We start from the raw sequence: 25,625 nt of genomic DNA, 5'->3' as shown, positions 1-25,625 counted from the left end.
ACGATATAATTTTTTTTAGATAATTTTTTAACAATTATCGGGCTAAGATTAATCCAAAACCCTAAATTGGAATACACCTGATTCTGAAGAATTTCCTTCTGCATCTTTGGTAACTATCTGCCAATAATAAATCGTCCCCGGAACTACGGTGACTGCAATTTGTGTTGCAGTGATATCAGTAGTCACTAATTCGGGTGGATTATCGGTACCAAAGTGCAAATCATAACTTACAATATCACCATCGACATCACTACCCACCCACTCCAGCACTACAGACGTTGTTGTAGGTATAATCTGTGCCATACTCGGTGCTATCAATTCCGCTGAAAATGGCGGATAGCTTTGAATACCAGGGCCGGCATTGTAAAAATTCCAAACCGCACTCTCTTTGGTTTCCCCTTGAAAATTATAAGTCACAAACCATCTAAAGGCCACTGCTCTTTCAATGGTTACTGGAAATATAAAATCTTCGGTTTCGTATTGTACCGTATTACCCGAGGCTAAATTTTCTATCGTAAGTGTGTAAACCTGTGCATTATTATTGGGGTCCCACTCAAAAAAGACGGTGCTTTCGGTCGGTGTAGGATTTATCCCTTCATTGCATAAAGTATCTTCAAAAGGAAATACTAATCGTACACCTTCAATTGGATCCTGGCCTGCATCTTCATTGACTATTGGCCCATCATCTGTCGTATCCTTGCAGGCGACCAATAGCATTAATGCAAACAGGGTGTAAACTATTTTTTTCATCGCTTTATAATTTTATGGATTGAGGCATTGGTCTTCGTTTTTACTTTAAGTAGGTATATACCTGTTGGTAAATCGCTGGTATCCACGGGCATTTTTAAGCCCCTATTTTCAAGTTTTTTAGTGGAAACTAGCTGCCCAAAAGACGAATATAGCTCTAAAACAATATCATCATTTTCTATACCGTTATAGACATAAAATGCATTGTTAAAAGGATTAGGATAAACCAAAAATTGACCCCCATAAAACAGCCGTTTTTCGAAAACGCCTTGACACTCTAAATCCGTGCTTACTTTTATAGTATTCTCACCTTCTTTTAAATCGAATTGAATCGAAGAATTATGGGTAGTGAACAATTCACCATTAAACTCCACATGGTATAAGGTACTCCCAGACATATCTACGGAGACTTGATTGGTAGCAACTATTCTACTGGCAAAAACCTCCAAGGGATTGGGTTCTGTTATGACGATAGTATAGCAGCTCTCATAATCGGGCCATTCCTCAATGGTAATACACATGTCGTATTCGCCAGCTAAAAGGTTAAAAATATCTACATCGTTTGTAAAATCGTATTCTTGATAAAAGTCCTCACCTGTAGGTTCAATAAAATCCTCACTAAAGAGTGAGACGGTATAATTATATAATTCTTCAGCCACAATTCTAATTTTACCATTATTACTATTCAGACAGGTTTCACCTGTTATGGTGATCATAAAATTATCCGATGGTAAATCTATAACGGCACAACCAAATAGATCTACAGTGGCGCCAAATTCTGTTCCAGGGCAAAGATCTTCACTATTCGGCACACCATCATTATCAGCGTCTTCACAGATGATCTGATAGCTGGCAGAGTTGTCCTTAACCCAATTATCATAAGTACCGTCCTCATTATTAATAACAGCAATAGGGTCATCTACCAGTATGCAGCCTAGCCCCGGATTGTTCGTAGCATTAAATATTTGAAGATTTTCATTATTTCCGTTTTGAATATTGAGCTGATCACCAACTAACATATTGGATTGACAGAATAGGATAACCAAATTTGGGTTTTGTGTAAGATCCAAACTGCTCAATTCATTAAATGCACAATTGAAATCCTCGAGATTAAATAATGTTGAAACCTCTAAACTTGTAATTGAGTTATTTGAGACATTCAAGTTAATGAGATCGGTATTCGTGTTCAGCAGCAGTTGGGATATCGTATTATTTGAAAGATCTAAGGTCGTAAGGTTAGGTAAAACCGAAATATCAATGGTCGTTATTAAATTATCTGAAGCATCTAAGTTTGATATTAAAGTGTTACTACTTAAATCTAAGTTCTCAATGCTATTGCCTTCAATATCCAAATTAGCGAGGCTAATAAAATCCTCAATACCCGTAAGATCTGATATGTCTCTTGAGCTTAGGTTAAGAAAACCGATAGCCTCTATATTTTCCGTAAAAACATAATCGTCTAAAGGCCCTGAATCATATCCCAAGTCAATTAAAGCTTGTTCAAAATTATCGTCGGGTACAAAGGTTTCTCCAAAGAAACACTCTATAGCAAATTGGGCAGTCGCGTCAATAGTCCAAGTGGCGCCGGCAGGAACTGTACCTGTATCTGTTTCAATACAGGTCAATTCAGGATTATTCTGCGCATTTAGGGTGGATAACAAAGCATTCTGTCCGTTTTTAATATTTAGTAACTCTAAAAGATTTGATTGACAATCTATGCTTGTTAAACTCTGATTCTGTTGAAAATCGAGTTCAACAATGGCATTATCCTGACAATTTAAATTCTGCAAGGACAGCAAGTCACTGGGCGAAAACACTGTGAAATTATTTGAGGCAATGTTTAAGTCTGTAAGATTTCCGTTTGCACTTAAGTCCAAGCTACTTATTAAATTATCGGAACAGTTTAAGGCTATTAATGCCGTATTGCTTGAAACATCCAAATTCATTAATTGATTGTTTGAACAATTAATACTAAGTAGGTTGATATTCGAACTCAGGTCAACTTCCAATATGGCATTATCGGAACAATTGAAACTTTCTAATGCTAAAAAATCTTCAATTCCAGTTAAGTCTGCAATAGCATTGCCACCGATATCCAAGCTAACAAGTCCTTCTATATTTGCTGTTAAGACATAATCATTTAAAGGGCCAACATCTAAGCCTAGGTCTATGAGTGTTTGTTCAAAATTATCATCGGGCACAAAGGTTTCCCCAAAGTTACAGTCCTCATTATAGGTTGTAGCTTCGTCTTTTATCCAATTGGAAGGAACGTTATTTGCATCATCAACTTGAATACAACCTAGATTGGGGTTCGCTGAAGCATTAAAGTTCGCGATATCTTGATTTATGCCATTTTGGACATTGACAAAACTGAATAGATTATTTGATAGATTTACAGAAATAGTTTCTGGGCAAAATTCAGTCTGGTTGGCCTGAAACGTACAAGCCGCGACAGCAAGGGTTGTTAAATCTAAACCATCTTCTAATTGATTATTGCTTAGATTTAACGTCTTTAAGGTACTTAAATCATTACTTAAGTTAATAGTCGTGAGCATATTTGAACTTGCATCGACTTCTATTAAAGCGGAATTGTCAGCTAGGTTGAGTTCTGTTAACTGGTTACTGGAACATTTTAGAGATTTTAAAAGTGTGTTTACAGATAGATCTAGCGCTGTTATGTCATTAAACTCACAGTTCAAGAACTCAAGTAGTGTATTAGTACTAACATCTAGCGCCGTTAAATTATTCTGAGACAAAAGGGCTTCTACCAGATTTGTATTATTGACCAAATTAAGATCCGAAACTTGATTCCCTGTAATGGACAAAAACTCTAAAACCATATTATTTGTAATATCAATCTGAGTTAGCTCATTGGAGCTAGCGTTTAAACGCACCAAACCTTCATAATTGTTGACTAAAAGATTGGCAAGATTGTTATTTGCACAGCTTATGTTGGTCAATGTTGTATTATTTACATTAGAAGTGACCAAGTTATTTAACGCATTACTGTCACAATTGACACCTTCTAAAATCAGATTACTACTAATATCTAAATCCGTAAGATCATTATTAGAACAGTTGAGTTCTCGCAGTGCTGTATTTCCAGAGATATTGAGCGTATCCAAATCATTATCGGCACAATCCAAAATCTCTAAGTCTGTGTTTTGCGATGTGTCTAAATCGCCGAGGCTATTTCCTGCACAATACAGCTCTACTAAACTGACCGTTCCTGTAGTATTAAATACACCTTCAACGGCATTGACATCGTTAGTCAAAAGATAATTGGAACTGCAATTTAAACGTTCTAAAAATAGCATGTTACTGACATCTAATTCGTCCAAAAAATTGCCACTACAATCCAGTTCCACTAAAGACTTAAAGTCCAGAATACCTGTAAGGTTAGAAATGCCATCATCGCTAACATCCAAAGTTTGTAAATGCTCAATGTTAGCAGTAAGTACTTGTCCGTTAATAACATCATCTAAACCCAAATCAATCAGCGCTTGCTCAAAAAGTGCATCAGGAATCAGCGTAATTCGGTTATTAATACAGTCGCCATCATATACCGTAAAATCGTCTTTTTGCCAACTTGCAGGAATATTTGCGACAATGGCATCATCTACATTGATACAGAAAAGGTTAGGGTTGTCTATGGAATTAAAGACTACAAGAGCAGCATTATTCCCATTTTCTATATTCAAAGTTTCAAGTGCATTATTACTACAAAGCAAAGACGTCAAGGCTACGTTAGCAGTGAGATCCAAATCTTCTATTTGATTTATAGAACAATCTAAAATCCCCAATGCCGTATTATTGCTTAAATCTAATGCCGACAGGCTATTATTTGAGCAATTTAAATCCTGTAATGCCACAAAATCTTCTATACCTGTTAAGTCTTCTATGGCTAGGCTCGAAACATCCAAAATTGTAATGGTATTGATATCTCCAGTAGGTACAAAATTATTGAGTGTACCGTCCGAATCTATGCCCTGATCAATTAAGGCTTGTTCAAAATTATCATCGGGCACATAGGTACCACAGTTTAACGCATAGGAAGCCATGACATCCTTTTGCCATCCCGGCGCTCCATCGGCAAAAGCCACATCATCAACAGCGATACAGAATAAATTGGGATTGTTAGTCGCATCAAAATCGGTAATGAGGTTATTATTTCCATTATTGATATTAAGGGCAAATAGATTGTTGTCATTGCAGAACAAACTCACTAAAGCAGTATTCGATATTACGTCTATGCGTTCTATCTGATTGGCCGAACAGTCTAAAACACTTAATTGCAGATTATTGCTGACATCCATGTAGGTCAAGGCATTATTTGAGCAATTTAATGCAGTTAGAGCTGCATTTGAACTTAGGTCTAAGGCTGAAATTGAATTCCCTGAACAATCAAGGGTTACAAGGGCCGGATTCGCATTTAAGTTCAGAGCTTCGAGGTCATTATCAGAGAGGTTAATTTCTTGCAATACGGTATTATTTGAAAGATCAACACTCTCTATTACATTGTTACCGCAGCTCAAAACTTCTAAAGCCGTAAAATCTTCAATACCTATTAAACTCAATATGGATGCATTCGAAATGTCTAAATTGACAATGGTATCAATGTTACCGGTTAGCACAAGGTTGTCTAAATTGTCATCGTATCCCAAATCGATAAGCGCTTGCTCAAAATTATCATCTGGCACATAAGTAAATATATCTACACATACACCATCACTGTAGTAGGTCCAGTCGTCTTTAATCCAACCGTTTGGTGTAAATCCGTTGTCTATCTGAATACAAAACAAATCGGGATTATCCGAAGCATCAAATACTGCGATTAACTCATTAAAACCGTTGGCAACGGTTAACGAATTCAATTGATTTCTCGATACATTAATTGACGACACATCCTGACAAGCTGTTACTGGATCTGTTTGTGGCTCTGGACACTCAACGGAATTCATAAAGCTTAAATCTAAGCTGGTCAAAGCATTATCTGAAGCATCAAGATTTTTTAATAGCGTATTTACCGTAAGGTCTAGAATTGTAATTTGATTTGACGCACAGAATAAACTTTCCAAACTGGTATTATTACTCACTATAAATTCACCTGTAATTCTATTATCGGAAACACTTAGTCGATTTAAATCTGTGTTGTTAACCAGGTTAATATTCTGGAGTTGATTCCCTGACGCTATGAGACTTGTTAAAGCTATGTTATTTGTTACATCCAGAATTTGAATCTGATTATCCGAGCAGTTGAGTGTTTCTAAATTGGGATTGCTATCAAGTTCTAAATTTAATATGCTATTAGAGCCACAAAGCAATGAAACAAGGGCAGCATTATTGGAAACATCTAAATCCGTTAAATTGTTCTCACTACAGATTAAGGTTTCTAAAGCCGTAAAATCTTGAATCCCCATAAGGTTTGATATACCAAGATTTCCAACATCAAGTAATGTCACTCCATTAATTCTGCCTGTTTCAACCAATCCATTCATCACACCGTCACCCATACTGTTTGCATCACCTAGTGCTACCTCGGACCCATCAGCACTATGGGTCTCCAGATAATCTTCAAAAATCATATCTGGTATTGCGGTGGTCTGCGCTGTGGAAAAAAACGGTAACAAAACAGCCAAACAAAAAAGAATCAGCGTATTGTTTTTCATAATACTTAATGGGTTGATTAATTCAAATTAATGCTTGGATTCTTCTAAAATTTCCTTGTGGTAATGGAACTGTCGCTCTAGTTGTTTTTTTACTCTATCAAATAACTTACGCTTAAAATCGGGATCTTCCTTAACCTTATTCCAAATATACTTTTCAGTTTTACTGACACTTGGATCTTGCATCATTTTCTCTACCAACTTTAAAGACTTCTCTAGGTCCTCATCTGTAATTTCAAAATAAAGAACATCACCTTCTACTGTATATTTACGACCATCATGGGCCACATGCTCACCATCAGTTAGGGTTTCATCCTCAGAGGTACTGTTTGTTGCAACCGTACCTCCCGATTCAATGGCATCGAGACGTTCTATTGTAGTTGTCAATAAATTTTTAAGTGCATCTATTTCATTCTTTTGTTCTGATACTTGCTTCTCCAGTTTCTCAACAATTGGACTATTGTCGTTATTGTTTATTCCTACAGCAACATTGATATACTTAAAGCCCAAGTGGTTGGCTGATGACTCCCATGCCACGCCTACTATATTTTTAATATCCTTTGTTGTGAGTTTATCGGGTGATAAAGCTATTCCCAGTCCATCATTATTGCCACTTGGGATGATGTAATCGCCAATATTAACCTTTCCAAATACCTTAACAGGCACCTGCCCCATAAAGGCCACTTTTTCGAAATACTGTTCCTGATTGGGTTGTGGCAAAGCACCTAAAACAGCAGGTTTATAGGATATTACCATCATGCGCTGTGCGTTTGAAGTATTCTTAGAAATTTTACCGCCATTAATTCCAACGATATCACCATAGCTCATCATTTCATTGACATCTAGTCGTTCTAAGTACTCGGCATAATCCCCAGCGCCAGAGGCATAGGAAACCCCTTTAAACTTACTTTTGTTATTATCAAATGCTTCTAAGGTATACACGGCAAATAATTCGTTGGCCACACCAGCCAATAACTTGATGGTCATAATTATGGCATCACCTCCCTCATTAACAATGAAGGAAAATATCGGAGTAGTTACACAGGTTCCAAATCCTACACAAACAGTAGTACTGGTTAATGCAGCCGTAAAGTCACCTGTTTCTGACAAGGCATCCAAACCCAGCCATACCAAGTCCAAGCTACCATCAAGTACATCATAGATCGTCCCTAATTTACCTAAGTTATAATCTGCATTATTAGAGAATTCATCTTCATTTGTTTCCCCTTCAATTCGGCCCCATAGCATCGGGCCATCGGGATTGGGTAAAGCAATACCTGAAACCGTATTGGCTCCAGATTCTATATTATTACTAAGGGCATCAAAAATTCCGGTATCATCAACACCCAAAATATCAAAAATATCTGCTACAGCACCACTAATACCCCCTATCTCATAAGGTTGAACCGAATTAAGCGGTGTTTCATCCCAAAACGATATAAAGTTATTTTCATTTTGAGCGCCAACTGCATTAACCTTAATAGCAATACCTTGATTTCCACCTTCAACCAGTAAAGGGTAATTCTCTATCTCCCGTTCTGAACCTTCTAGAGTTGATGTAATCTTCACCTGAGAATCGGACCTAATGCTCAATCCTCCATCTAGACTTGTGGAGTCCGTTACCTGTAAAAATTCAGCCGTTAAATCACCAAAACTAGCTTCTCCATTAACTACTAAATCGTTAAGTGTTGTCAATCCAATAACGTCCAGGGTTCCATCTAAATTGGTGTTGCCGTGTACGGCTAAATCTCCTGTTAAGGTAGAGGGACTTGCATTGTTAACTGTAAAAGCATTATTGATATTGGTTTCGCCATCCACATCTAAAGTCCCTGAAAGGTTAGTCGCATTTCCGTTATTGACGTCTAAGGAGCTATTTAAATTTGTTGGTCCTTCTACCTGTAATTCGCCATTTAAAAATGTTCTATCATCAACGGTTAGGGTTCCAGTCGCTGTTATATTTCGGTGATAAGCATATGGTAAAAACGTTAATCGTTCTCGACTCATTTCCTGGAAATTGCTTCCGGCTTCAAAATCAATCTCCACTTTTAAGTCTTTCGGTGTTCCATCCCAACTAATCTCTTTAAAATAGTCATGCTCGGCATCGCCGATTAAGAGGTTAATCCTACCAAAATCATCTGTTTCGGTAATTTGAACTTCCTGAAATTCAATTTGATTGCCACTGTCAAAAATGGTAAACCTTATGGCTATAGTCGTATTGGGTAAATAGTTGCCTTCAGAATCTACACCAGGTAATTCTAGGTCGTCCGGACCAATAATTACGGCTTGATAGGTAATGCCATCTGTCTGTGCTATGCCGTAAAATAGAGAACAAACAAAAAATGCTAGGGTAAGTAGTTTTTTCATAATTGGAGGTTTTGTTTTTTAAATCTTAATGAGCTTGGTATTGAATCGTTTTTTGCCTGAGGATACTCTCAGAAAATAAGTTCCAGACGCGACGTCCTTTATCTGTACACCCAAGCGCTGTGCTGGTAGAAATTCTTGAGCATAGACTATTTTAGAATTGATGTCGAAAATAAGAACCGATACATTATTGAGTATGGGGCCACTAAACGTTATAATGATGGCATTCTCAAATGGATTGGGAAATACCTTAGCCAGTAAATCAAAGTCATAATCCTGAGTTATCTTCCCCTCAGTTAATGGCTGTTGGTACCCTTGTCTTAGATAGTAGCCATTGTTTTGATATGTGCCAATAACACTAGATTGTCCAATACTCTGACTTACTTTGTAGGTACCCTTATTCGTTTGTACTGTTTGGGATGAGCCACTACTTCCTAAATTTGAACTTATAATGCGATACTGTGAATGGTTCTGTGCATAGGTCATTTGCGCAAGCCAAAACAATACTATGGTGTATAAAAATCTCATCTGATAAGCTGTTGTTTTTGTTGTTTCAAAACTTATTTGATTCTCAAATAAGTCAAAATTTATAGGTTGTTCCTTATATTTTCTAAAAATGATTTTAGTGTCCACCTTTTGTCCACTATGATTTAAATTCTCTAATAACTGCAGTAACATTTTGGAAGATTTATGATAAATCCCAAACCAAATTGATGCGTATTTAAATTGAGTTTTTCGGCATTCTCACCACTGCTAATCAGTACGGATCGTCCAAAGTTGTAAGCGACAAATATGGCAGTACTTCTAGAGATAGGATATTGCATTTCTACACCACCTCTAAAAAACAGTATGTTGTTATTGAATTCTTCTTCACCTACCAGATTAAAGACATCGTTATTGATCGTTTGAGTACCTCTAATTAAAAACTCTGATGCCACTGAGGCATTTGCTAAAAATGTAAGGTCTCTTAACTCAAATAACTTAATTCCTAATCCAGCCTTTATTCCTAAATAGCTGACGTCCCATTCAAAATAATTATCGACACTTGCCTCACTACCGATGGCACCATAATTATTGTAAGAGGCGCCAAGTGATAAAAACAAAGTTTTTGAAGCATTTATGTTTTGCCGATAACCCATACCATAGTAAGTTTTTGATTTTGATAATAAGTTATCGAGAGGACGACCTTCTGAATTTTCATAATCAAAAGATGAAACCGTCGTCCCAAACTCAAAATAAAGTTGCTGACAAAAACATGACAAGCTTACGAGTAAAGCAATGGTTAGTACTATATTTTTTTTGGACATGAAACCAGTTTTGTTGAAACAATATTAGAGAAAATAAAGACTGATTTTCAGTAAATAAGGGGATGTCCACCTTTTGTCCACCATAAAAAAAATGGCTATTTTAAATTATTGATGATATTTAATATTGGTAGACAATATCAAAATATAAATATTTAATTATTTGATATTCAAGGTTTTAAATAAAATCTGTAAATAGCATTATCTTAGATAACCTAACAACTAAAAACCATGTATAGCTTTAGAACATCCTTTAATGTCCCTTTTTCGAATCTGTCCACTTATAAACTTATTAAGGTGGACAAATGGCTTTCACTTTTTGTCTTGGTTCTGGTCTTGGGGAGCTTTAAAAGTCATAGCCAAAATCAAAAACGCGTGGATAGTTTATTAACTATGGCCGTAAAACAAAGCGACACTACACAGATTATGACCTATGCCGAAATTTGGGCGGAATATCTTTTTGTCGATCCTTTGGCTTCAAAACCTTACTTAGATAGTACCATAGTTTTGGCAAAGCGCTTAGGCAATAAAGAATACATTGCTCGGACTACCAATTATCTGGGCGTTTATCACAACATGACCTCACAATACGAAGCTTCTATCCCCATCTATGATCAGGTTATTGAGATGTATACCGAACTTGGAGATATGACACAAGTATCCGCTGCTATGAATAACAAAGCGAATTCTTTAAGAAGTTTAGGGCGCTATAACGAATGTTTGGAAGTCCATATGCAAAGCTTACAACTTAAAGAAAAGATTGGAGATACGGAAGAGAGTATTGCAGCGAGCTACTGGAATATCGGTAACATACAAGGCGATATAGAAAATTACGATATCTCAAATGACTATTACAACAAAGCAAAAGTCATTTATGAGAAACTGGATCTAAAGGACGATTTGGCACTTATTAACACTAATCTGGCCCTCAATCTCAAAGGACAAAAACAATATGAGGAAGCAAAAGCTCTGCTCTTTGAAGCCATTTCTTATTTTGAAACCAGTAACTACAACAACGACCTTGCGGGTGCCTATGATAACATCGGTTGGATTTATGCCCAGCAAGATAGTTTAGAACTCGCAGAAGATTACTACAATAAATCTTTGGAAATTAGTAAAGTATATGGCGAGACTTCATTAGTCGGATTAAATTACAGACATCTTGGGGAACTATATAATAAGAAAGGAAAATATAGAAAAGCACTCAATTACATGAAGGACGCCTTGCAAATTGCCGAGGAGACTGGTACACGAAAAAAGATGATTGGTGATCTCCTAGAAATTTCTAAGGCCTATGCGGGTTTGGGGCGCTATAAAAAAGCCTATGAGTACCATGTAGACTACCGCAAGCTCCATGATGAAATCCTTGGCAGGGAAAATATTGAGCGTATGAATGAGCTTGAGGTGAAATACCAAACCGAGAAAAAAGAAAAAGAACTCATTATAAAGAAGAACGAAATCAAGCTCCTGGAAGAACGCAAACAAAAAGCGGAAAATGAAAAACTGTTCTTGTTAATCTCTCTTATTGGAGCCTTGGCATTAGCTTTTGCCATCGTTTACGGTTTGCGTCAAAAAATGAAGCGCAACAAAATAGAACGTGAAAAACTAGATAATGATCTAGCATTTAAAGAAAAAGAGTTAACCACGCATGCGCTGCACTTAGCACACAAAAACGAAGTGTTACTCGATTTAAAATCCCAATTAAAAGAGCTTAAAGTGAACGGTAACGATTCTAGAAACTATCAGAAAGTGATCAATACCATCAATCTCGATATTAATAACGATAATAACTGGGAACAATTTAAAACCTATTTTGAAGATGTCCACAAAGGGTTTAACCACAAAGTGATTCATAGTTATCCGAGTGTGAGTAATAACGACTTGCGATTAATGTCACTTTTAAAAATGAACCTATCGAGCAAGGAAATTGCCAATATTCTCAACATTTCTATAGAAGGTGTTAAAAAAGCGAGGTATCGTTTACGTAAAAAATTAAATCTGTCTACCGAGGACTCCTTACAGGAACTTATATTAACGCTTTAAATCGTTATAATGGCAAACTGACCATTAAGCGGATTTAAGACATGCATTAATTCTGAGATTAGTTCGTCGCCATACTGCAGATATAATTCGGAGAAATTCGTATTTCGCTCTTGCAAACTTTGATTGGGAAACAATTGTTCTTGTAAGTCGGTACAACGTTCTATATGATCTTTTAATTTCCGCTTTTGCGCCTTGAGCAATCGTTTTTCGAGATGCTTTATGCCCTTCAGTTGCTTGACTTCCTGTGCTTTTACGGCCCCTAAAAATGATTTATCCGTTTGCTCGGCCAGCTTGTGTAAATCTTCGAACTGCTTTAATAAGTGCTGAACCTGATCCGAAAAATCAATGTCTATATTTGAGATTTTCCGCACCTTTTTATTGATAAACGTATTTCTGTCCAAGAACAGGTCTTTATCGGTAATGTCTAATCTTTCAAGTTTCTCGGCTTGTTTTTTTGTCTTTACCAAAGCAGAGTTTCTAAGCAATAAGATGGGGAATGTAACACCTTGTGCTTCGAAATTAGATTTTAACTGTAACCAGTATATCATTTCGCCACCTCCGCCAATATAACAGAGGTTCGGTAGAATCACTTCTTGATAGAGTGGTCGCATAATGACGTTTGGCGAAAAACGCTCGGGATAAGCATCGAGATGCTTAATCATGTCGTCCTTTTCCCAAGATATATCCGTTCCTAAAACACTGAACTTTTGGTCTTCAAAAACGATGCGTTCCCTTAAGCCATCATTGATATAAAATAGGTTGATATCTCTAGGATTCACTTGAATTTTTAGTCCTAATGTCTCTAAGGTAGTATTCGTGTCTGAAACCTCCTTAAATGCGGTTTGCTCTAGAAGTTCTTTTCGTATATAGGGAATAAACAAACGCTTAAGGTCTCTATTATCCGCATCTATAATAACCAAGCCATATTGACCAAATAATTCATTGGCTAAATAGCGTGTGGCATCGGATAAATTAGTATGATTAAGATAGGCTTCTTTAAACCATACCTTCAATTGATCGGCAAATTTACCAGAACCGAATTCGGCAGCCACTACCTCAAAGACATCGTCTAAGCCACTGGTTTTAAAATGACCAACGGCTCCTGTTTGTTCAGAATGCCATTGCACCTTCTTTCCCTTAAAATTAAAATAATTGATTTCCTCGAAGTCGTGATCTTCAGAGGCCATCCAATAGACCGGTACAAAATTACAATCAGGATACGCCTCTTTTAACGCTTTGGTCAAATTAATGGTAGATACAATCTTATAAAGAAAATACAAGGGACCAGTAAACAAATTCAGTTGATGCCCTGTAGTAATAGTAAAGGTGTTTTCGGAAGCTAAACTTTGTATATTTTCAGTAGTCGCTTCTGAAGTTTTTAGATTTGAATACTGCTCTTTTAAAACTTTCACCAACACCGCTCTGTGAGCTTCTGAAACCAGTTCAGAATTTTGCTTTTCTTCAATCTGCGCCTTAAAATTCTCTAACGTAGGAAAGCGATTGTAAAGCCCTTTTAATGTTGGCTTTTCATCTAAATAATCACAAATAAAATCAGAGAAATAACGAGTAGTTCTAAAAGGGATACAGTCAGTTGGCATATCATAATTTAACGAATGTGTAAATATACATCATGTGATTATTCTAACTGCTAATATTTAGTTAATTCAAAATGCGAAGTGTCGTATTCTAAAAATACCCTTTATATTTACGAGTTTTCAAACAAATCCAACATCACATATGCGCAATCTATTCTTTATCTTTTTTATTGCATTAAGTGCCCTATCCCATGTTTCTTCTCAAAGTATCCAAACACCAAGTGAGTTTTTAGGTTATGACATTGGTACACAATTTAGTCGTCATCATCAGGTGGTTGATTATTTTAAATCTGTTGCCGCAGCCGTTCCAAATCAGGTAAAATTAGAACAATATGGATCTACTTACGAGCGACGTCCTTTGTATTTAGCCTATGTGTCTAGTGAAGCCAATATTAAGAATCTCGAAACTATTAGACAAAACAATCTAAAAAACACAGGCTTATTGGAGGGTACGTCAAGTGCCACAGATATTGCCATTGTTTGGCTGAGCTATAACGTGCATGGTAATGAAGCCTCTTGTACTGAAGCCGCCATGCTTACACTATATAAGCTTTTAACGGAGAAAAAAGACTTACTCGAGAACACCGTGGTGATTATCGACCCTAGTGTAAATCCAGATGGAAGAGACCGTTATGTCAATTGGTATAACAAAACTGCTAGTCAACCTTACGATATTGATCGTCAAGCCAGTGAACATAGCGAACCTTGGCCAGGTGGGAGACCAAATCACTACCTCTTTGATTTGAACCGAGATTGGGCTTGGGCGACGCAAATTGAAAGTGCATCACGACTAAAAGTTTACAATACATGGATGCCTCATGTTCATGTTGACTTCCATGAGCAAGGTATAAACGAGCCTTATTATTTTGCACCTGCCGCAGAACCTTTTCATGAAATTATCAGTGATTGGCAACGCGATTTTCAAACGCAAATCGGAAAGAACCATGCCAAATACTTTGATGCCGAAGGTTGGTTGTTTTTTACTAGGGAACGTTTCGATTTATTTTACCCGAGTTACGGAGATACCTACCCAACCTATATGGGAGCTATTGGCATGACCTATGAGCAAGGTGGCCATGGTATGGCGGGACTAGGCATATTAAATGATGAAGGGCATGTCCTCACCTTAGTAGAACGACTCACACATCATACGGTTACTGGCCTTTCTACTGTTGAAATAGCGTCAAAAAATGCGCAACAGCTCAATGCTGAGTTTGCGAAGTTCTTTGATAATTCTGACCTAAAATACAAGAGTTATGTTGTTAAAGGGAATGCAGATCATTTGAATAGTCTTAAGACCCTTCTAGAAAAACACGATATCGTCTACGAAAATGCTAGCGGTTCTAAAGCCTCTGGTTATAATTATACCACAGGTCGACAAGGAAGCATGACTATTGATGACAAGACTTTGGTCGTTCATACCCAGCAACCAAAAGGCAAAATGGTAAAGGTACTCTTTGAACCCAATGCCAAACTTTCCGACTCACTGACTTATGACATCACGGCTTGGTCTATACCTTATGCTTATGGCTTAGACGCTATTGCTAGCACTACAAAAGTAAGTAGCAATACATCTGTAGAACAACATACAGCATCAATCTTACAGAATGCCTACGGTTATGTGAGCAAATGGAATTCTTTAGAAGACGCTCAATTTTTAGGAGATCTTTTACAGCATAATTTTAAAGTTAGATTCACTGAAAAACCCTTTAGCTCGAATGGTTCTGATTTTGAACGCGGCTCTTTGATTATCACTAAGGGAGATAATAAGCACCTTGAAGATTTTCTTGGCACTTTAAATACTTTAGTACAAAGGCACGACCGGTCTTTAAAGCCAATTAATTCTGGTTTTTCACAAAAGGTCCCAGATATAGGCTCACCCGATATTAAACTCATCAATAGGCAAAAAGTTGCTGTACTTTCAGGAGAGGGCATATCATCATTGAGTTATGGTTCGATTTGGCATTTCTTTGAGCAACAATTGCGCTACCCACTAACTTCAATAAACACGGATGACTTTACCCGCACTAATCTCAGTAAATACAACGTTTTAATTCTGCCAAGCGGCTATTATGGATCTATTTTGAACGAGACTAATATGAAAAAACTCAAGGATTGGGTACGTTCCGGTGGAAAGGTCATTGCTATTGACGGTGCATTGCGAAGTTTTGCTGGTAAGGATGGTTTTAGCTTGAAATATAAACCATCAGAAAATGAAAGCGATGATGATCATCTTACACCATATGCCGAACGTGAGCGCGAATATACCAACAACCTTATTACAGGTGCTATTTTTAAAACTAAAGTAGACCATACGCATCCAATGGCATTTGGTTACAAGGACCATTACTTTACGCTAAAATTAGGAAGTTCGGCCTACAGTCTTCTAGATGGGGGCTTTAATGTCGCGCATTTAGACGACACTAAAGTCTACTCCGGTTTTGCGGGGAAAGATGCACTCAGTAATCTCAATAATACCTTGGTATTTGGTGAGGAGCGCATGGGAAGTGGAAGTTTTATTTATTTTGTAGATAATACCTTATTTAGAAGCTTTTGGGAAAATGGAAAGCTCTTTCTGGTCAATGCCGTTTTCTTTGTCAATAATAATGCTTACGAATTATAAAATCACTAACCTATGCTGAACTGTCGTATTGAACTTGTCGAAATGTTGTTTCAGTATCAAAGCATAAATCATGAAATGTATTAGATCTATTGTCTTAAGTTTTTTAGTTCTTTTTATCGTCTCTGCATGTCAACAAAATAAAAAGGCGGAAGCATCACAAGAATTTAAAGTCGATTTTGAAAAATTTACTTTAGAAAATGGACTGCAGGTGATTTTGCATATCGATAAATCCGATCCTGTAGTGGCTGTAGCACTAACAGCGCATGTGGGCTCTGCAAGAGAAAAAGAAGGACGTACAGGATTTGCACATTTGTTTGAACATCTCCTATTCTTAGAATCCGAAAATCTGGGCAAAGGAGGCCTTGACCAAATGAGTGCCCGTATTGGCGGTTCTGGCGCCAATGGTTCTACAAGTCGAGATAGAACCAATTATTTTCAAACCGTACCAAAGGATGCCTTAGAAAAAATGATATGGGCAGAGGCCGATAAATTGGGTTTCTTTATTAACACTGTTACCGAGCCTGTATTGGCTAAAGAAAAACAAGTGGTTAAAAATGAAAAACGACAAGTTATAGACAATCAACCCTATGGGCATAACTCATACGTCATTAATAGCAGTTTATATCCAGAAGGTCATCCCTACAGCTGGGAAGTTATCGGTTCTTTAGAAGATGTGCAAAATGCCACTTTAGATGATGTAAAAGAGTTTTTTAGGCGTTGGTACGTTCCAAATAATGTGACGTTAACTATATCTGGGGATATTGATGTTGAGCAAACCAAAACTTGGGTTAAAAAGTATTTTGATGAAATACCTCGGGGTGAGGACGTTCCGAAAATGGACAAACAACCGGTCACCTTAAAATCGTCTAAGCGTTTATTTTATGAGGATAACTTTGCTCGTGCTCCTAGGCTAACATTGACATGGCCTACGGTATATCAATACCATCCCGATTCTTATCCATTGCGTGTATTGACACAATACTTAACGCAGGGAAAAAAAGCACCATTGTACAAGGTGCTTGTCGAAGACCAACAGCTCACCAGTAATGTACGTATGTTTCAACAGTCCTCTGAAATTGCAGGGCAATTGGCGTTGAGGGTAACGGCATTTAATCAAACGGATTTAAATACAGTAGCATCTGCTATTAAGGATGGGCTTAAGGATTTTGAGCTAAATGGTATATCGGAAAAAGACCTCAACCGTATCAAAGCTGGACAAGAAACCGATTTTTACCAAGGCTTATCAAGTGTTTTAGGCAAAGGGTTTCAACTGGCACAATACCAAATTTTTGCCGGTGATCCTGATTTTATCAATCAGGATGTAAAAAACATTTTAGCAGTAACACCAGAAGATGTGATGCGTGTTTACAATACCTATATTAAAGATAAGAATCATATTGCAACGAGTTTTGTCCCAAAAGGTCAAAAGCACTTAGTTTTGAATAACTCGCAGTTAGCCAATGTGGTTGAGGAAAAAATCAGAGATGGCGCCGAAGAAAAGTTCGATCCGAGTGTTGCAGCGACTTACGAAAAAACACCAAGTAGTTTTGATAGAAGCGTAGAACCACCTTATGGGGAACGTCCAGAATTAAACATCCCAAAGGTTTGGAAAAAAGAATTAGACTCTGGTATAAGGCTTTTTGGTATTGAAAATGAAGAAGTGCCTCTAGTTCAGTTTGAAATACAGATTGCGGGTGGATTATTGTTAGAAAACCAAATCAAAGTCGGTGTTTCAAACCTTTTGGCCAATCTAATGACCAAAGGCACCAAAAACAAAACACCGGGAGAACTTGAAGATGCTATTGAAAGTATTGGAGCCAGCATCAATGCCTATGCGACAGATGAAAACATAACCATAACGGGCACCACACTTTCTAAACATTTTAACACCACTATGGATTTGGTGACGGAAATTTTGCTAGAACCTCGTTGGGATGAAACAGAGTTTGAACTCATCAAACAAAGTACCATAAGTAGTATCCAACGAAGTAAAGCGAATCCAAATCGTATCGCAGAAAATGAATTTGCCAAATTACTTTATGGTGATCATAATATCTTAGCTTATAACAATAGCGGAACTGAGGCCTCTGTAAATCGCATCGACCTTTTAGACTTACAGAACTATTATAATAAAAACCTTTCTTCAAAATTGACTAGTATACATGTTGTTGGGGCTATTTCAGAACAACAAGTCATTGCCTCCCTTAAAAAACTGGATAACCAATGGAAGACAGACGATGTCAACATACCTGAGCTACCTCTGCCCGTAAATCCAGAAAAGTCGATCGTCTATTTTTATGATGTTCCTGGTGCCAAGCAGTCGGTCATACGCTTCGGATATCCAGGTCCCAAAGCTACTGATGAGGACTATTATACATCAACAGTGATGAACTATCGTTTGGGCGGTGGAGGTTTTGCTTCGCAACTAACGCAAGAATTGAGAGAAGGAAAGGGCTATACTTATGGCATCAGATCTAGATTTAATGGAACAGCAAACCAAGGTACTTTTGGAATTAGTAGTAGTATACGCACCAACGTCACTTATGAAGCTACGCATTTGGTAAAACAAATCTTAGAGAACTATGGTGCAAACTACAACAAAAAAGACTTAGAAATCACCAAAGGCTTTACCATAAAAAGTACAGCAAGAGCCTTCGAAACACTAGGTGCTAAACTTAACATGTTGAGCAATATCAGTAATTATGGCTTAGAAGACGACTATGCTAATCAGCGTCAAGCTTTGGTGAATAGTATGACCACCAATGATGTAAAAACTTTAATTGAAAAATACGTAAGGCCCAACCAGATGATTTATTTAATTGTTGGAGACGCCAAGACACAATTATACAAATTAGAGGATTTAGGGTTTGGAAAGCCTGTCTTATTGAATTAGATACCCTTTTTTGTTTACCTTTAAGTACTAACAAAATCAAAACATATGAAATTAGGTGCCTTTTCTATTAGCCTTGCTGTAAAGGATATAAAAGCTTCCAAAACATTTTATGAACATTTAGGATTTTCCGTTTTCGCTGGGGATACGGAAAAGAAATATCTCATCATGAAAAACGGATCGTCGTTAGTAGGTTTGTTTCAGGACATGTTTGAAAATAACATCCTTACCTTTAATCCGGGTTGGGATCAAGATGCCAATACTTTAGAAGCTTACGATGACGTGCGAGACATTCAAAAGCATCTCGAGTCCAAAAATATTACTTTAGCGAGTGAAGTTATTCAATCTGAATCTGGGCCTGCAAGCCTGTCATTAATGGATCCAGATGGTAATGTGATACTGATTGATCAACACATATAGACGATGACTTGGGAGGCTGCCTTAAATATCTATGATGCTATCGTTGAAGCCTGCAACGGTTTTGAGCGAAAAGGGAAAACCATGATATACACCTCATCTAACGGTTACATGTTTACCCTACTGAATAAAGCTGCGGAAATAGGCGTTCGTTTGCCAAAAGATAAGGCTACTAAGTTTATGGAGACTTATGATACGGGACATTACTATTCCTATGGGGCAAAAATGAAAGATTATGTCTTAGTCCCAGAATCGCTTTGGTCTGACAAAAACCTAATGGTCAGTTATTTTGAGCAAAGCTTTGCCTATGTTAATACCTTACCACCAAAATAATATAAGCTTTGAAACAAGTTGGCATACAATGGATTGTAAAAGACGTCAAAAAATCAATTGATTTTTACTCAAAACAACTCGGTTTTACAATTGATTTTGTTGGTGATGGCCCCAAATTCTCAATTCTGAGTCGTGATAATTTCTCAGTCCTATTAAGACAACTTCACAACGATGGGCACGTAAGACCAAATCGAATTCCATTTACAGAAGCAGGTTGGCACACCACAGGAAAAGAAGCCTGGGATGCCTACATTTGGGTTGAGGATGCCGATCAACTATTCGAAGAATTCAAGTCCAAAGGTGTATCTATAATAAAGCCTATCGAAAACACCGAATACGGTAACAGGGATTTTGAAATTGAAGATATTGACGGTTACATTTTATGTTTTGGACATAGCAATAGTTAAATGTTATATCGGTCATAGTCTTACAGGATAACTGGTATTATATTTACAACATCTTATAGCAAAAACTAAATGCCTCAGACGGTCGTTATTTCATTCTTTAAATATCAAGGTAAACGTAGAAAGTGGAAAGCCTTGGGTCGTATGGGGCGTCCACCGCTTAGTCATACATCCGTATCTGGACTTACGTTTTGGAAGGCCTTAGGCAGTGGTAGCGGCAACGGATTTTCAATTTGGCCCGATTTTTCAACTTACGGATTGCTCACCGTTTTTAACTCCGAGATTGAAGCGAAGGCCTTCTTGGCATCAGAGCTGATGCTCCTGTACACTGAAAGCTGTATTGCACATACACATGTATTAATGCATACTGTAAAAGCCCATGGCCAATGGAGTCAACAAGAACCTTTTGTAACGGCAAAGACCTATGACGAATCAGTACCATTGGCCGTTATAACGAGAGCGACCATAAAGCCGAAACTGGCCTACAAATTTTGGAAATACGTCCCATCAGTTTCTAAATCTATGAATGGCCATGCAGGATTAATTTTTTCTAAAGGTATTGGTGAATGGCCACTTCTAATGCAAGCGACATTCTCACTTTGGAACACAGGCGAAGATATGATGCAATATGCTTACCTAAACAAAAAGCATGCAGATATGATTAAAAAAACAAGAGCATTAGGTTGGTATTCCGAAGAGTTATTTGCGCGTTTTCACCCCTTTGAAATTCAAGGTAGTCTTATTGATTTTAGTTTATAGTACATCGACTGTCATCATTTGAGGCTTCACAACTAAAATACAAAACACTATAAATCAATTAGTTAAACAAAAAAGTCCACTATTTGTCCACGACGGCTATTGACCATGTCCACCGATTGTCCGCAGTGTTTTTTTCTTTCTCCTAGGATCTCGATTTAGGTTTGTAGGGTCATTAAAAAATGGCAAACCAGTTTTGTGGTGCCTTGCACTGGATTAGGCTGCAGACTACCAGTTGCAAGTCGCTACAACAACTAAGTAAAACCACAAAACACAAACATTATGAAACAATCCACAAAACTATTAGTACTTCTCGTAGCCTTGGTTATTGCAGCTTGCAGTACCGAGGACGACAGCAATCAGCCTCCATCTAATACCAACACTAATATTGAGACCTCAGTCAATGAAAATCCATCGAGTGGTGATTTAGTGACTACAATAACATCAAATCTTTCTGGTGATGTGTCATTTTCAATAAGTTCACAGTCTGTTTCACAGGCCTTCACATTAGATTCAAACTCAGGCGAACTAAGAGTTGCTGCCTGGCAGGTCTTTGATTTTGAAACCAATCCAGTCATCACGGCTACAATTGCAATAAGTAACGGTACTGAAAGTGAAAACAAAATTGTAATCGTCACCTTAAACGATATGGATGATATCTGGTCATTTTTAAATACCTCAAGACAGAGCTATGAAAATGCCTCTAATGGTCAATGGATAGCCATAACGCAATCCGAATATCATGATCTGGCCAACTATCTATTTGAGGTTTCCAAATGTGGAACTACAGATGCACAGTATAACAGAAATGACCCCATATCTTATGATACCCCTTACTACACCTACGCCAATGACAATGGCGCTACAGTAGACGCACAGCAATACGTATTTGCATTTAAATACATCTGCGACGAAGATAATTTGACCAATACTAAAGTTAAATTGTCATCTACCAGTGTATCGGAAGGCTATACGAATCTCGGTGGTGACGTACCGATGCACAACAGTGGTGAAAACTACTTCGTTTTAAAAGGTAATAATACTCCGACGACCGATATGTCTTATATGGCTGTTGGGGCAGAACGATTTGGATATTTTAATGGAACTTCCGGTTTTAGCTTTAAATATGGTGCTTATGATGTCAATGAGCTCCCAAGCAATTGGCCCGGCATTGCTTTATACCAAGGTTTAACAACAACATTGAAGCAATGGGATTAATTTTAATTTTCAAGTTATTTAGTTGGTTGATCAAGAGCAGGCGAAAGCCTGCTTTTGTTAAAGGAATCAAATTTAGGAATTGAATTATTTTCCTTCAGCCAATCCAACTCTACCCCAAAACTTCTTTCCAATCTAATTTGTCATTATGTGAATGTGTATAGCCTAAGGCTCTTTCTTGTTTTATAGTCTCGGAATCTCTAAAAGCCATAACATAGGTTTTCCTCCATACATTTGATGAATTACCACCTGAACCATGAATAATACGCTCATCATGGATTGTAACATCCCCACGTTTAACAGGTAAAAAGATGGGGTTATCCTTCTTACGCGATTCAATAACTAAAGTATGAGACGTATCTCTGTCCATCGTTTCTCCCTCATTGCCATGATATGGTTTAGGAAGGTGCACTCTTAATTCCTTTTCTTTATTGGTTCCTGGAATAACTTGTAAGCAACCATTGATAATATCAGAATCACTTAAGGCTAAGGAAAATGTGGCCGTCCAAGTATTTTCGGTTTTTGGCCAGTATCCCAAATCCTGATGCATCGCAAATTCTGCACCTTTTTTAGATGGTTTTTTTGCTAAAAATTGTTCGTAATCCATTTCAGCCTTACCTTCATTATACAATTGATTAGCAATCGATTGAGCTATCCTAAAATAAATATTATTAGCCAGCTCAGGTCTATACATGCTAGGGCACATTGCGTTTACCAGTTGAAAATCCTCTACAGGTGTACCATAGGGTTGTGACATATCGCAAAAGTCTTTATCCATTTGGTGCATCTCTTTTCCGGAGATAAAATGATCAAACCAATAATCTAAATCCTTCATTTCATTATCAGTCAGAACCTCTTTTAAGACCAAATATCCCAAGTCGCTATATTGCTTTACCTCGTCGGCTGTAATTTGATAAGTTTCACCATCTCTTCTATGTTTTCCCGAATTGTTTTTTGTTGTTTCCATTTTAATAAGTTTTAAATTATAGATTCTATTTTAAAGCGAATTGCCGTTTCGTTCTTATCTATTACCCATTCATTGTTTTTTGATTTATGTAATTGTAAAGTGATTGCTCTTTTAGTATTTGGCAGATAAATCTGAGTACTAATATGAGTTTCATCCTTATGGTATATTTTCAAGTTTATTTGGTTCCAATCAATAGACTTTGTTGATTGTGCTAAGCCGACATGTGGAATGCAAGAGCCTGATTTAATAAGTGCTATTCCAAAGTTTTCACTTTTTATTAAACACCATTGCCCTCCTTTGTAGTAGTCACCAGTAAAATAATCGAACCATTCTCCTTCTGGCAGATATATCGTTCTTTCATTGGTATTAGCTTCGAAAAAAGGGGCTACGAGCATGCTATCCCCAAATAAGTATTGGTCTTCAATAAACCAAGCATTTCTATCCATCTCATAATCAAAGAATAATGGTCTTAACAATGGATATCCTTTTTGACTACAGCTATTGGATTGAGCAATTATATATGGCAATAAGCAATACTTAATCTCAATCAGTTTTCTAAAACTATTTAAGAAATATTCACCAAAAACCCACGGTTCGCGTGGTGGTAGTCCATGAACACGACTATGGGATGAAAATACGCCCATAAAAGTCCATCGTAAAAAAAGTTCTAAATCAGGTTGATCTGAAAATCCTCCTATGTCATGAGACCAATATGTAAATCCACATAAACCAAGAGACAACCCCGCTCTTAATGTCGACGCCATGGCTTCATTAGACACTTCAGAATCTCCAGACCAATGAACAGGAAAACGCTGACCGCCTGCCCAAGCACTTCTGGCCCATATCAATGTATCAGAACTATAACCCTTGAGTATGCTAAATAGCGTGCTGGTATAACGTAGTGGATAGAGGTTATGCTCATAATTCCCAGAATAATTAGAGTAGTACTTTCCCTGAATTGGGGCACTTTCTCCAAAATCCGCTTTTATTGCGGAAACACCTAATTCCAGGAGCGTCTCGATTTTCCTAGTAAACCAGTCGATTGCTCTTGGATTACTGAAATCCAAAACTATATCTTCTCTAAGGCCATTGGCTTCTTTAATATATAACTGCTGTTCTACAATTTCGCTATAAACAGAATTAATGGAATTGTAATAAGGGAGCTGCCAGAGTGAAATCTTATAGTCTAAATCCTTAAGATTAGAGACCATAGCCTTCGGATTCTGGAAATCACTACTGAATTCGTAATCACAATTATAACCATTTTCAAACCAACCTGCATCGATATGGATAACATCTGATGGAATGTTGTTGGCTCTAAGATTTTGAGCTATATTTTCAACTTCGTTCTGCGAACTATAACTCAACTGACTCATCCATAAACCAAAACTCCAAATAGGTGGTACTGGGCTTTTACCCGTAATGGTGGTATACTCTTCTAAAATCTCTTTTGGTGTCCCTATAAAAATAAAAACGTCCAAAAGTTCATCTTCAATATAAAGTGTTGACGTTGAATTATAGGTATGACCAAAATCAAATGTCATGGGTGCGCTAGAATGTACAAACATACCATATCCTTTGTTACTGATAAATAGTGGAATTGGCTTATACATTTCTCTAGTCAATGCGCTTTGAACATCTGAAGTAAACAGGTTAATTTTTTGACCTCTTTTGTTTAATCCTGTGAACGATTCACCACAACCGTATATGCGTTCATCGTTTGATAGTCCAGTTGAAAACACAAAAGTCTTTTTATGACTCTTTGGATGTCTTATAAAACTAAAGGGCAAATATTTTTGATGTAATCCCTTATTGTCATCTAATCCAACTGTTTTAAACAGTTCTTTACCTTTATGATTGCTAACCTTAAGATTCCAATTCGAAAGGTTAATATTAACTTCAGCCATATCACTTGTATATTGGTAACTGTTTTGACTTTCAATAAAGCTCCAATTTGAACTAGCGTCAGTTAGTGTTCCATCAAACATTAGGGATGGTGCTTTGGCTTCCATTACCTTTGATGTGTTAAGTTGCAGTCGTATAGACTTTTGAGAGATAAAAGAGAGCGACCATCCAAGAACAGGGTCCATCTCGTAGTCATCCTGAAACATTTTTTTTCCATCTTTTTTTACGAGCTTTTTGCCTGTTTTATTAAAGGCATATTCCAATTCATAGCCATACTTAAGCCATTTTAAATGTCCTGATTTTCCGTTCTTGTCGAAGCCTGTAACCTGAGTTGGCAAGTAGAATTCATTGTGCTCATATGCACAATCCAAGGATAAATCCATAGTTTGTTAATGCAAG

At 37.2% G+C, this 25,625-nt stretch carries 16 protein-coding genes; 8 read left to right on the top strand and 8 right to left on the bottom strand.

Annotated elements, in window-relative coordinates:
• Positions 1-48 precede the first annotated feature (48 nt).
• The 5 genes from ACO052_RS09845 to ACO052_RS09825 are packed head-to-tail and all read right to left on the bottom strand — an operon-like array spanning position 49 to position 10,081.
• A complete protein-coding gene (locus tag ACO052_RS09845) occupies positions 49-750 on the bottom strand; it encodes a hypothetical protein (protein ID WP_422107839.1) in 702 nt (233 codons plus the stop codon).
• The gene (locus ACO052_RS09840; protein WP_422107838.1) at positions 747-6,416 is read right to left on the bottom strand and encodes a T9SS type A sorting domain-containing protein; all 5,670 of its coding nucleotides are present in this window, start codon (positions 6,414-6,416) and stop codon (positions 747-749) included. Before ACO052_RS09840 ends, ACO052_RS09845 begins: the two co-directional genes overlap by 4 nt.
• A gap of 27 nt (positions 6,417-6,443) precedes the next feature.
• On the bottom strand, positions 6,444-8,777 hold the full coding sequence (locus tag ACO052_RS09835; RefSeq protein ID WP_422107837.1) for a hypothetical protein: 2,334 nt from the start codon (positions 8,775-8,777) through the stop codon (positions 6,444-6,446).
• 18 nt (positions 8,778-8,795) lie between these two features.
• A complete protein-coding gene (locus ACO052_RS09830; protein WP_422107836.1) occupies positions 8,796-9,452 on the bottom strand; it encodes a T9SS type A sorting domain-containing protein in 657 nt (218 codons plus the stop codon).
• Positions 9,434-10,081 carry a hypothetical protein gene (locus ACO052_RS09825; protein WP_422107835.1) on the bottom strand — a complete coding sequence of 216 codons (648 nt, stop codon included), beginning with the start codon at positions 10,079-10,081 and terminating at the stop codon, positions 9,434-9,436. Before ACO052_RS09825 ends, ACO052_RS09830 begins: the two co-directional genes overlap by 19 nt.
• Before the next feature lie 228 nt (positions 10,082-10,309).
• Between ACO052_RS09825 and ACO052_RS09820 the strand changes: the two genes are divergently transcribed.
• On the top strand, positions 10,310-12,121 hold the full coding sequence (locus tag ACO052_RS09820) for a tetratricopeptide repeat protein (RefSeq protein WP_422107834.1): 1,812 nt from the start codon (positions 10,310-10,312) through the stop codon (positions 12,119-12,121).
• On the opposite strand, the gene bshC is transcribed toward ACO052_RS09820, so the two are convergent.
• On the bottom strand, positions 12,118-13,719 hold the full coding sequence (bshC, locus tag ACO052_RS09815) for a bacillithiol biosynthesis cysteine-adding enzyme BshC (RefSeq protein ID WP_422107833.1): 1,602 nt from the start codon (positions 13,717-13,719) through the stop codon (positions 12,118-12,120). The genes ACO052_RS09820 and bshC overlap by 4 nt on opposite strands.
• A 139-nt stretch (positions 13,720-13,858) precedes the next feature.
• Between bshC and ACO052_RS09810 the strand changes: the two genes are divergently transcribed.
• The 7 genes from ACO052_RS09810 (at position 13,859) to ACO052_RS09780 (ending at position 22,357) form a co-directional block, all read left to right on the top strand.
• Positions 13,859-16,339, top strand: coding sequence for a M14 family metallopeptidase (locus tag ACO052_RS09810; RefSeq protein WP_422107832.1), 2,481 nt, complete (start codon positions 13,859-13,861; stop codon positions 16,337-16,339).
• A 70-nt stretch (positions 16,340-16,409) separates the two neighbouring features.
• Complete coding sequence (locus ACO052_RS09805; RefSeq protein WP_422107831.1) at positions 16,410-19,232, top strand: M16 family metallopeptidase; 2,823 nt, start codon at positions 16,410-16,412, stop codon at positions 19,230-19,232.
• A 45-nt stretch (positions 19,233-19,277) separates the two neighbouring features.
• Positions 19,278-19,649, top strand: a complete 372-nt coding sequence (locus ACO052_RS09800) for a VOC family protein (RefSeq protein WP_422107830.1) — start codon at positions 19,278-19,280, stop codon at positions 19,647-19,649.
• 3 nt (positions 19,650-19,652) lie between these two features.
• The gene (locus ACO052_RS09795) at positions 19,653-19,979 is read left to right on the top strand and encodes a hypothetical protein (protein WP_422107829.1); all 327 of its coding nucleotides are present in this window, start codon (positions 19,653-19,655) and stop codon (positions 19,977-19,979) included.
• 8 nt (positions 19,980-19,987) lie between these two features.
• Positions 19,988-20,386, top strand: coding sequence for a VOC family protein (locus ACO052_RS09790; RefSeq protein ID WP_422107828.1), 399 nt, complete (start codon positions 19,988-19,990; stop codon positions 20,384-20,386).
• 69 nt (positions 20,387-20,455) lie between these two features.
• Entirely contained in the window at positions 20,456-21,142 is a 687-nt protein-coding gene (locus ACO052_RS09785; protein WP_422107827.1) for a hypothetical protein, read from the top strand.
• A 279-nt stretch (positions 21,143-21,421) separates the two neighbouring features.
• Positions 21,422-22,357, top strand: coding sequence for a cadherin repeat domain-containing protein (locus ACO052_RS09780; protein ID WP_422107826.1), 936 nt, complete (start codon positions 21,422-21,424; stop codon positions 22,355-22,357).
• Positions 22,358-22,466: 109 nt separating this feature from the next.
• Here the strand turns inward: ACO052_RS09780 and ACO052_RS09775 are convergent, their stop codons facing one another.
• Positions 22,467-23,321, bottom strand: a complete 855-nt coding sequence (locus ACO052_RS09775; RefSeq protein ID WP_422107825.1) for a phytanoyl-CoA dioxygenase family protein — start codon at positions 23,319-23,321, stop codon at positions 22,467-22,469.
• A gap of 11 nt (positions 23,322-23,332) precedes the next feature.
• Positions 23,333-25,609, bottom strand: coding sequence for a TIM-barrel domain-containing protein (locus ACO052_RS09770; RefSeq protein ID WP_422107824.1), 2,277 nt, complete (start codon positions 25,607-25,609; stop codon positions 23,333-23,335).
• Positions 25,610-25,625: the final 16 nt, after the last annotated feature.

It is taken from the genome of Winogradskyella sp. (genome assembly GCF_965228925.1).
Classification (GTDB): domain Bacteria; phylum Bacteroidota; class Bacteroidia; order Flavobacteriales; family Flavobacteriaceae; genus Winogradskyella.
Note: the sequence above shows the minus strand (reverse complement) of the source record. Positions and strands in the feature narration are given on the sequence as shown.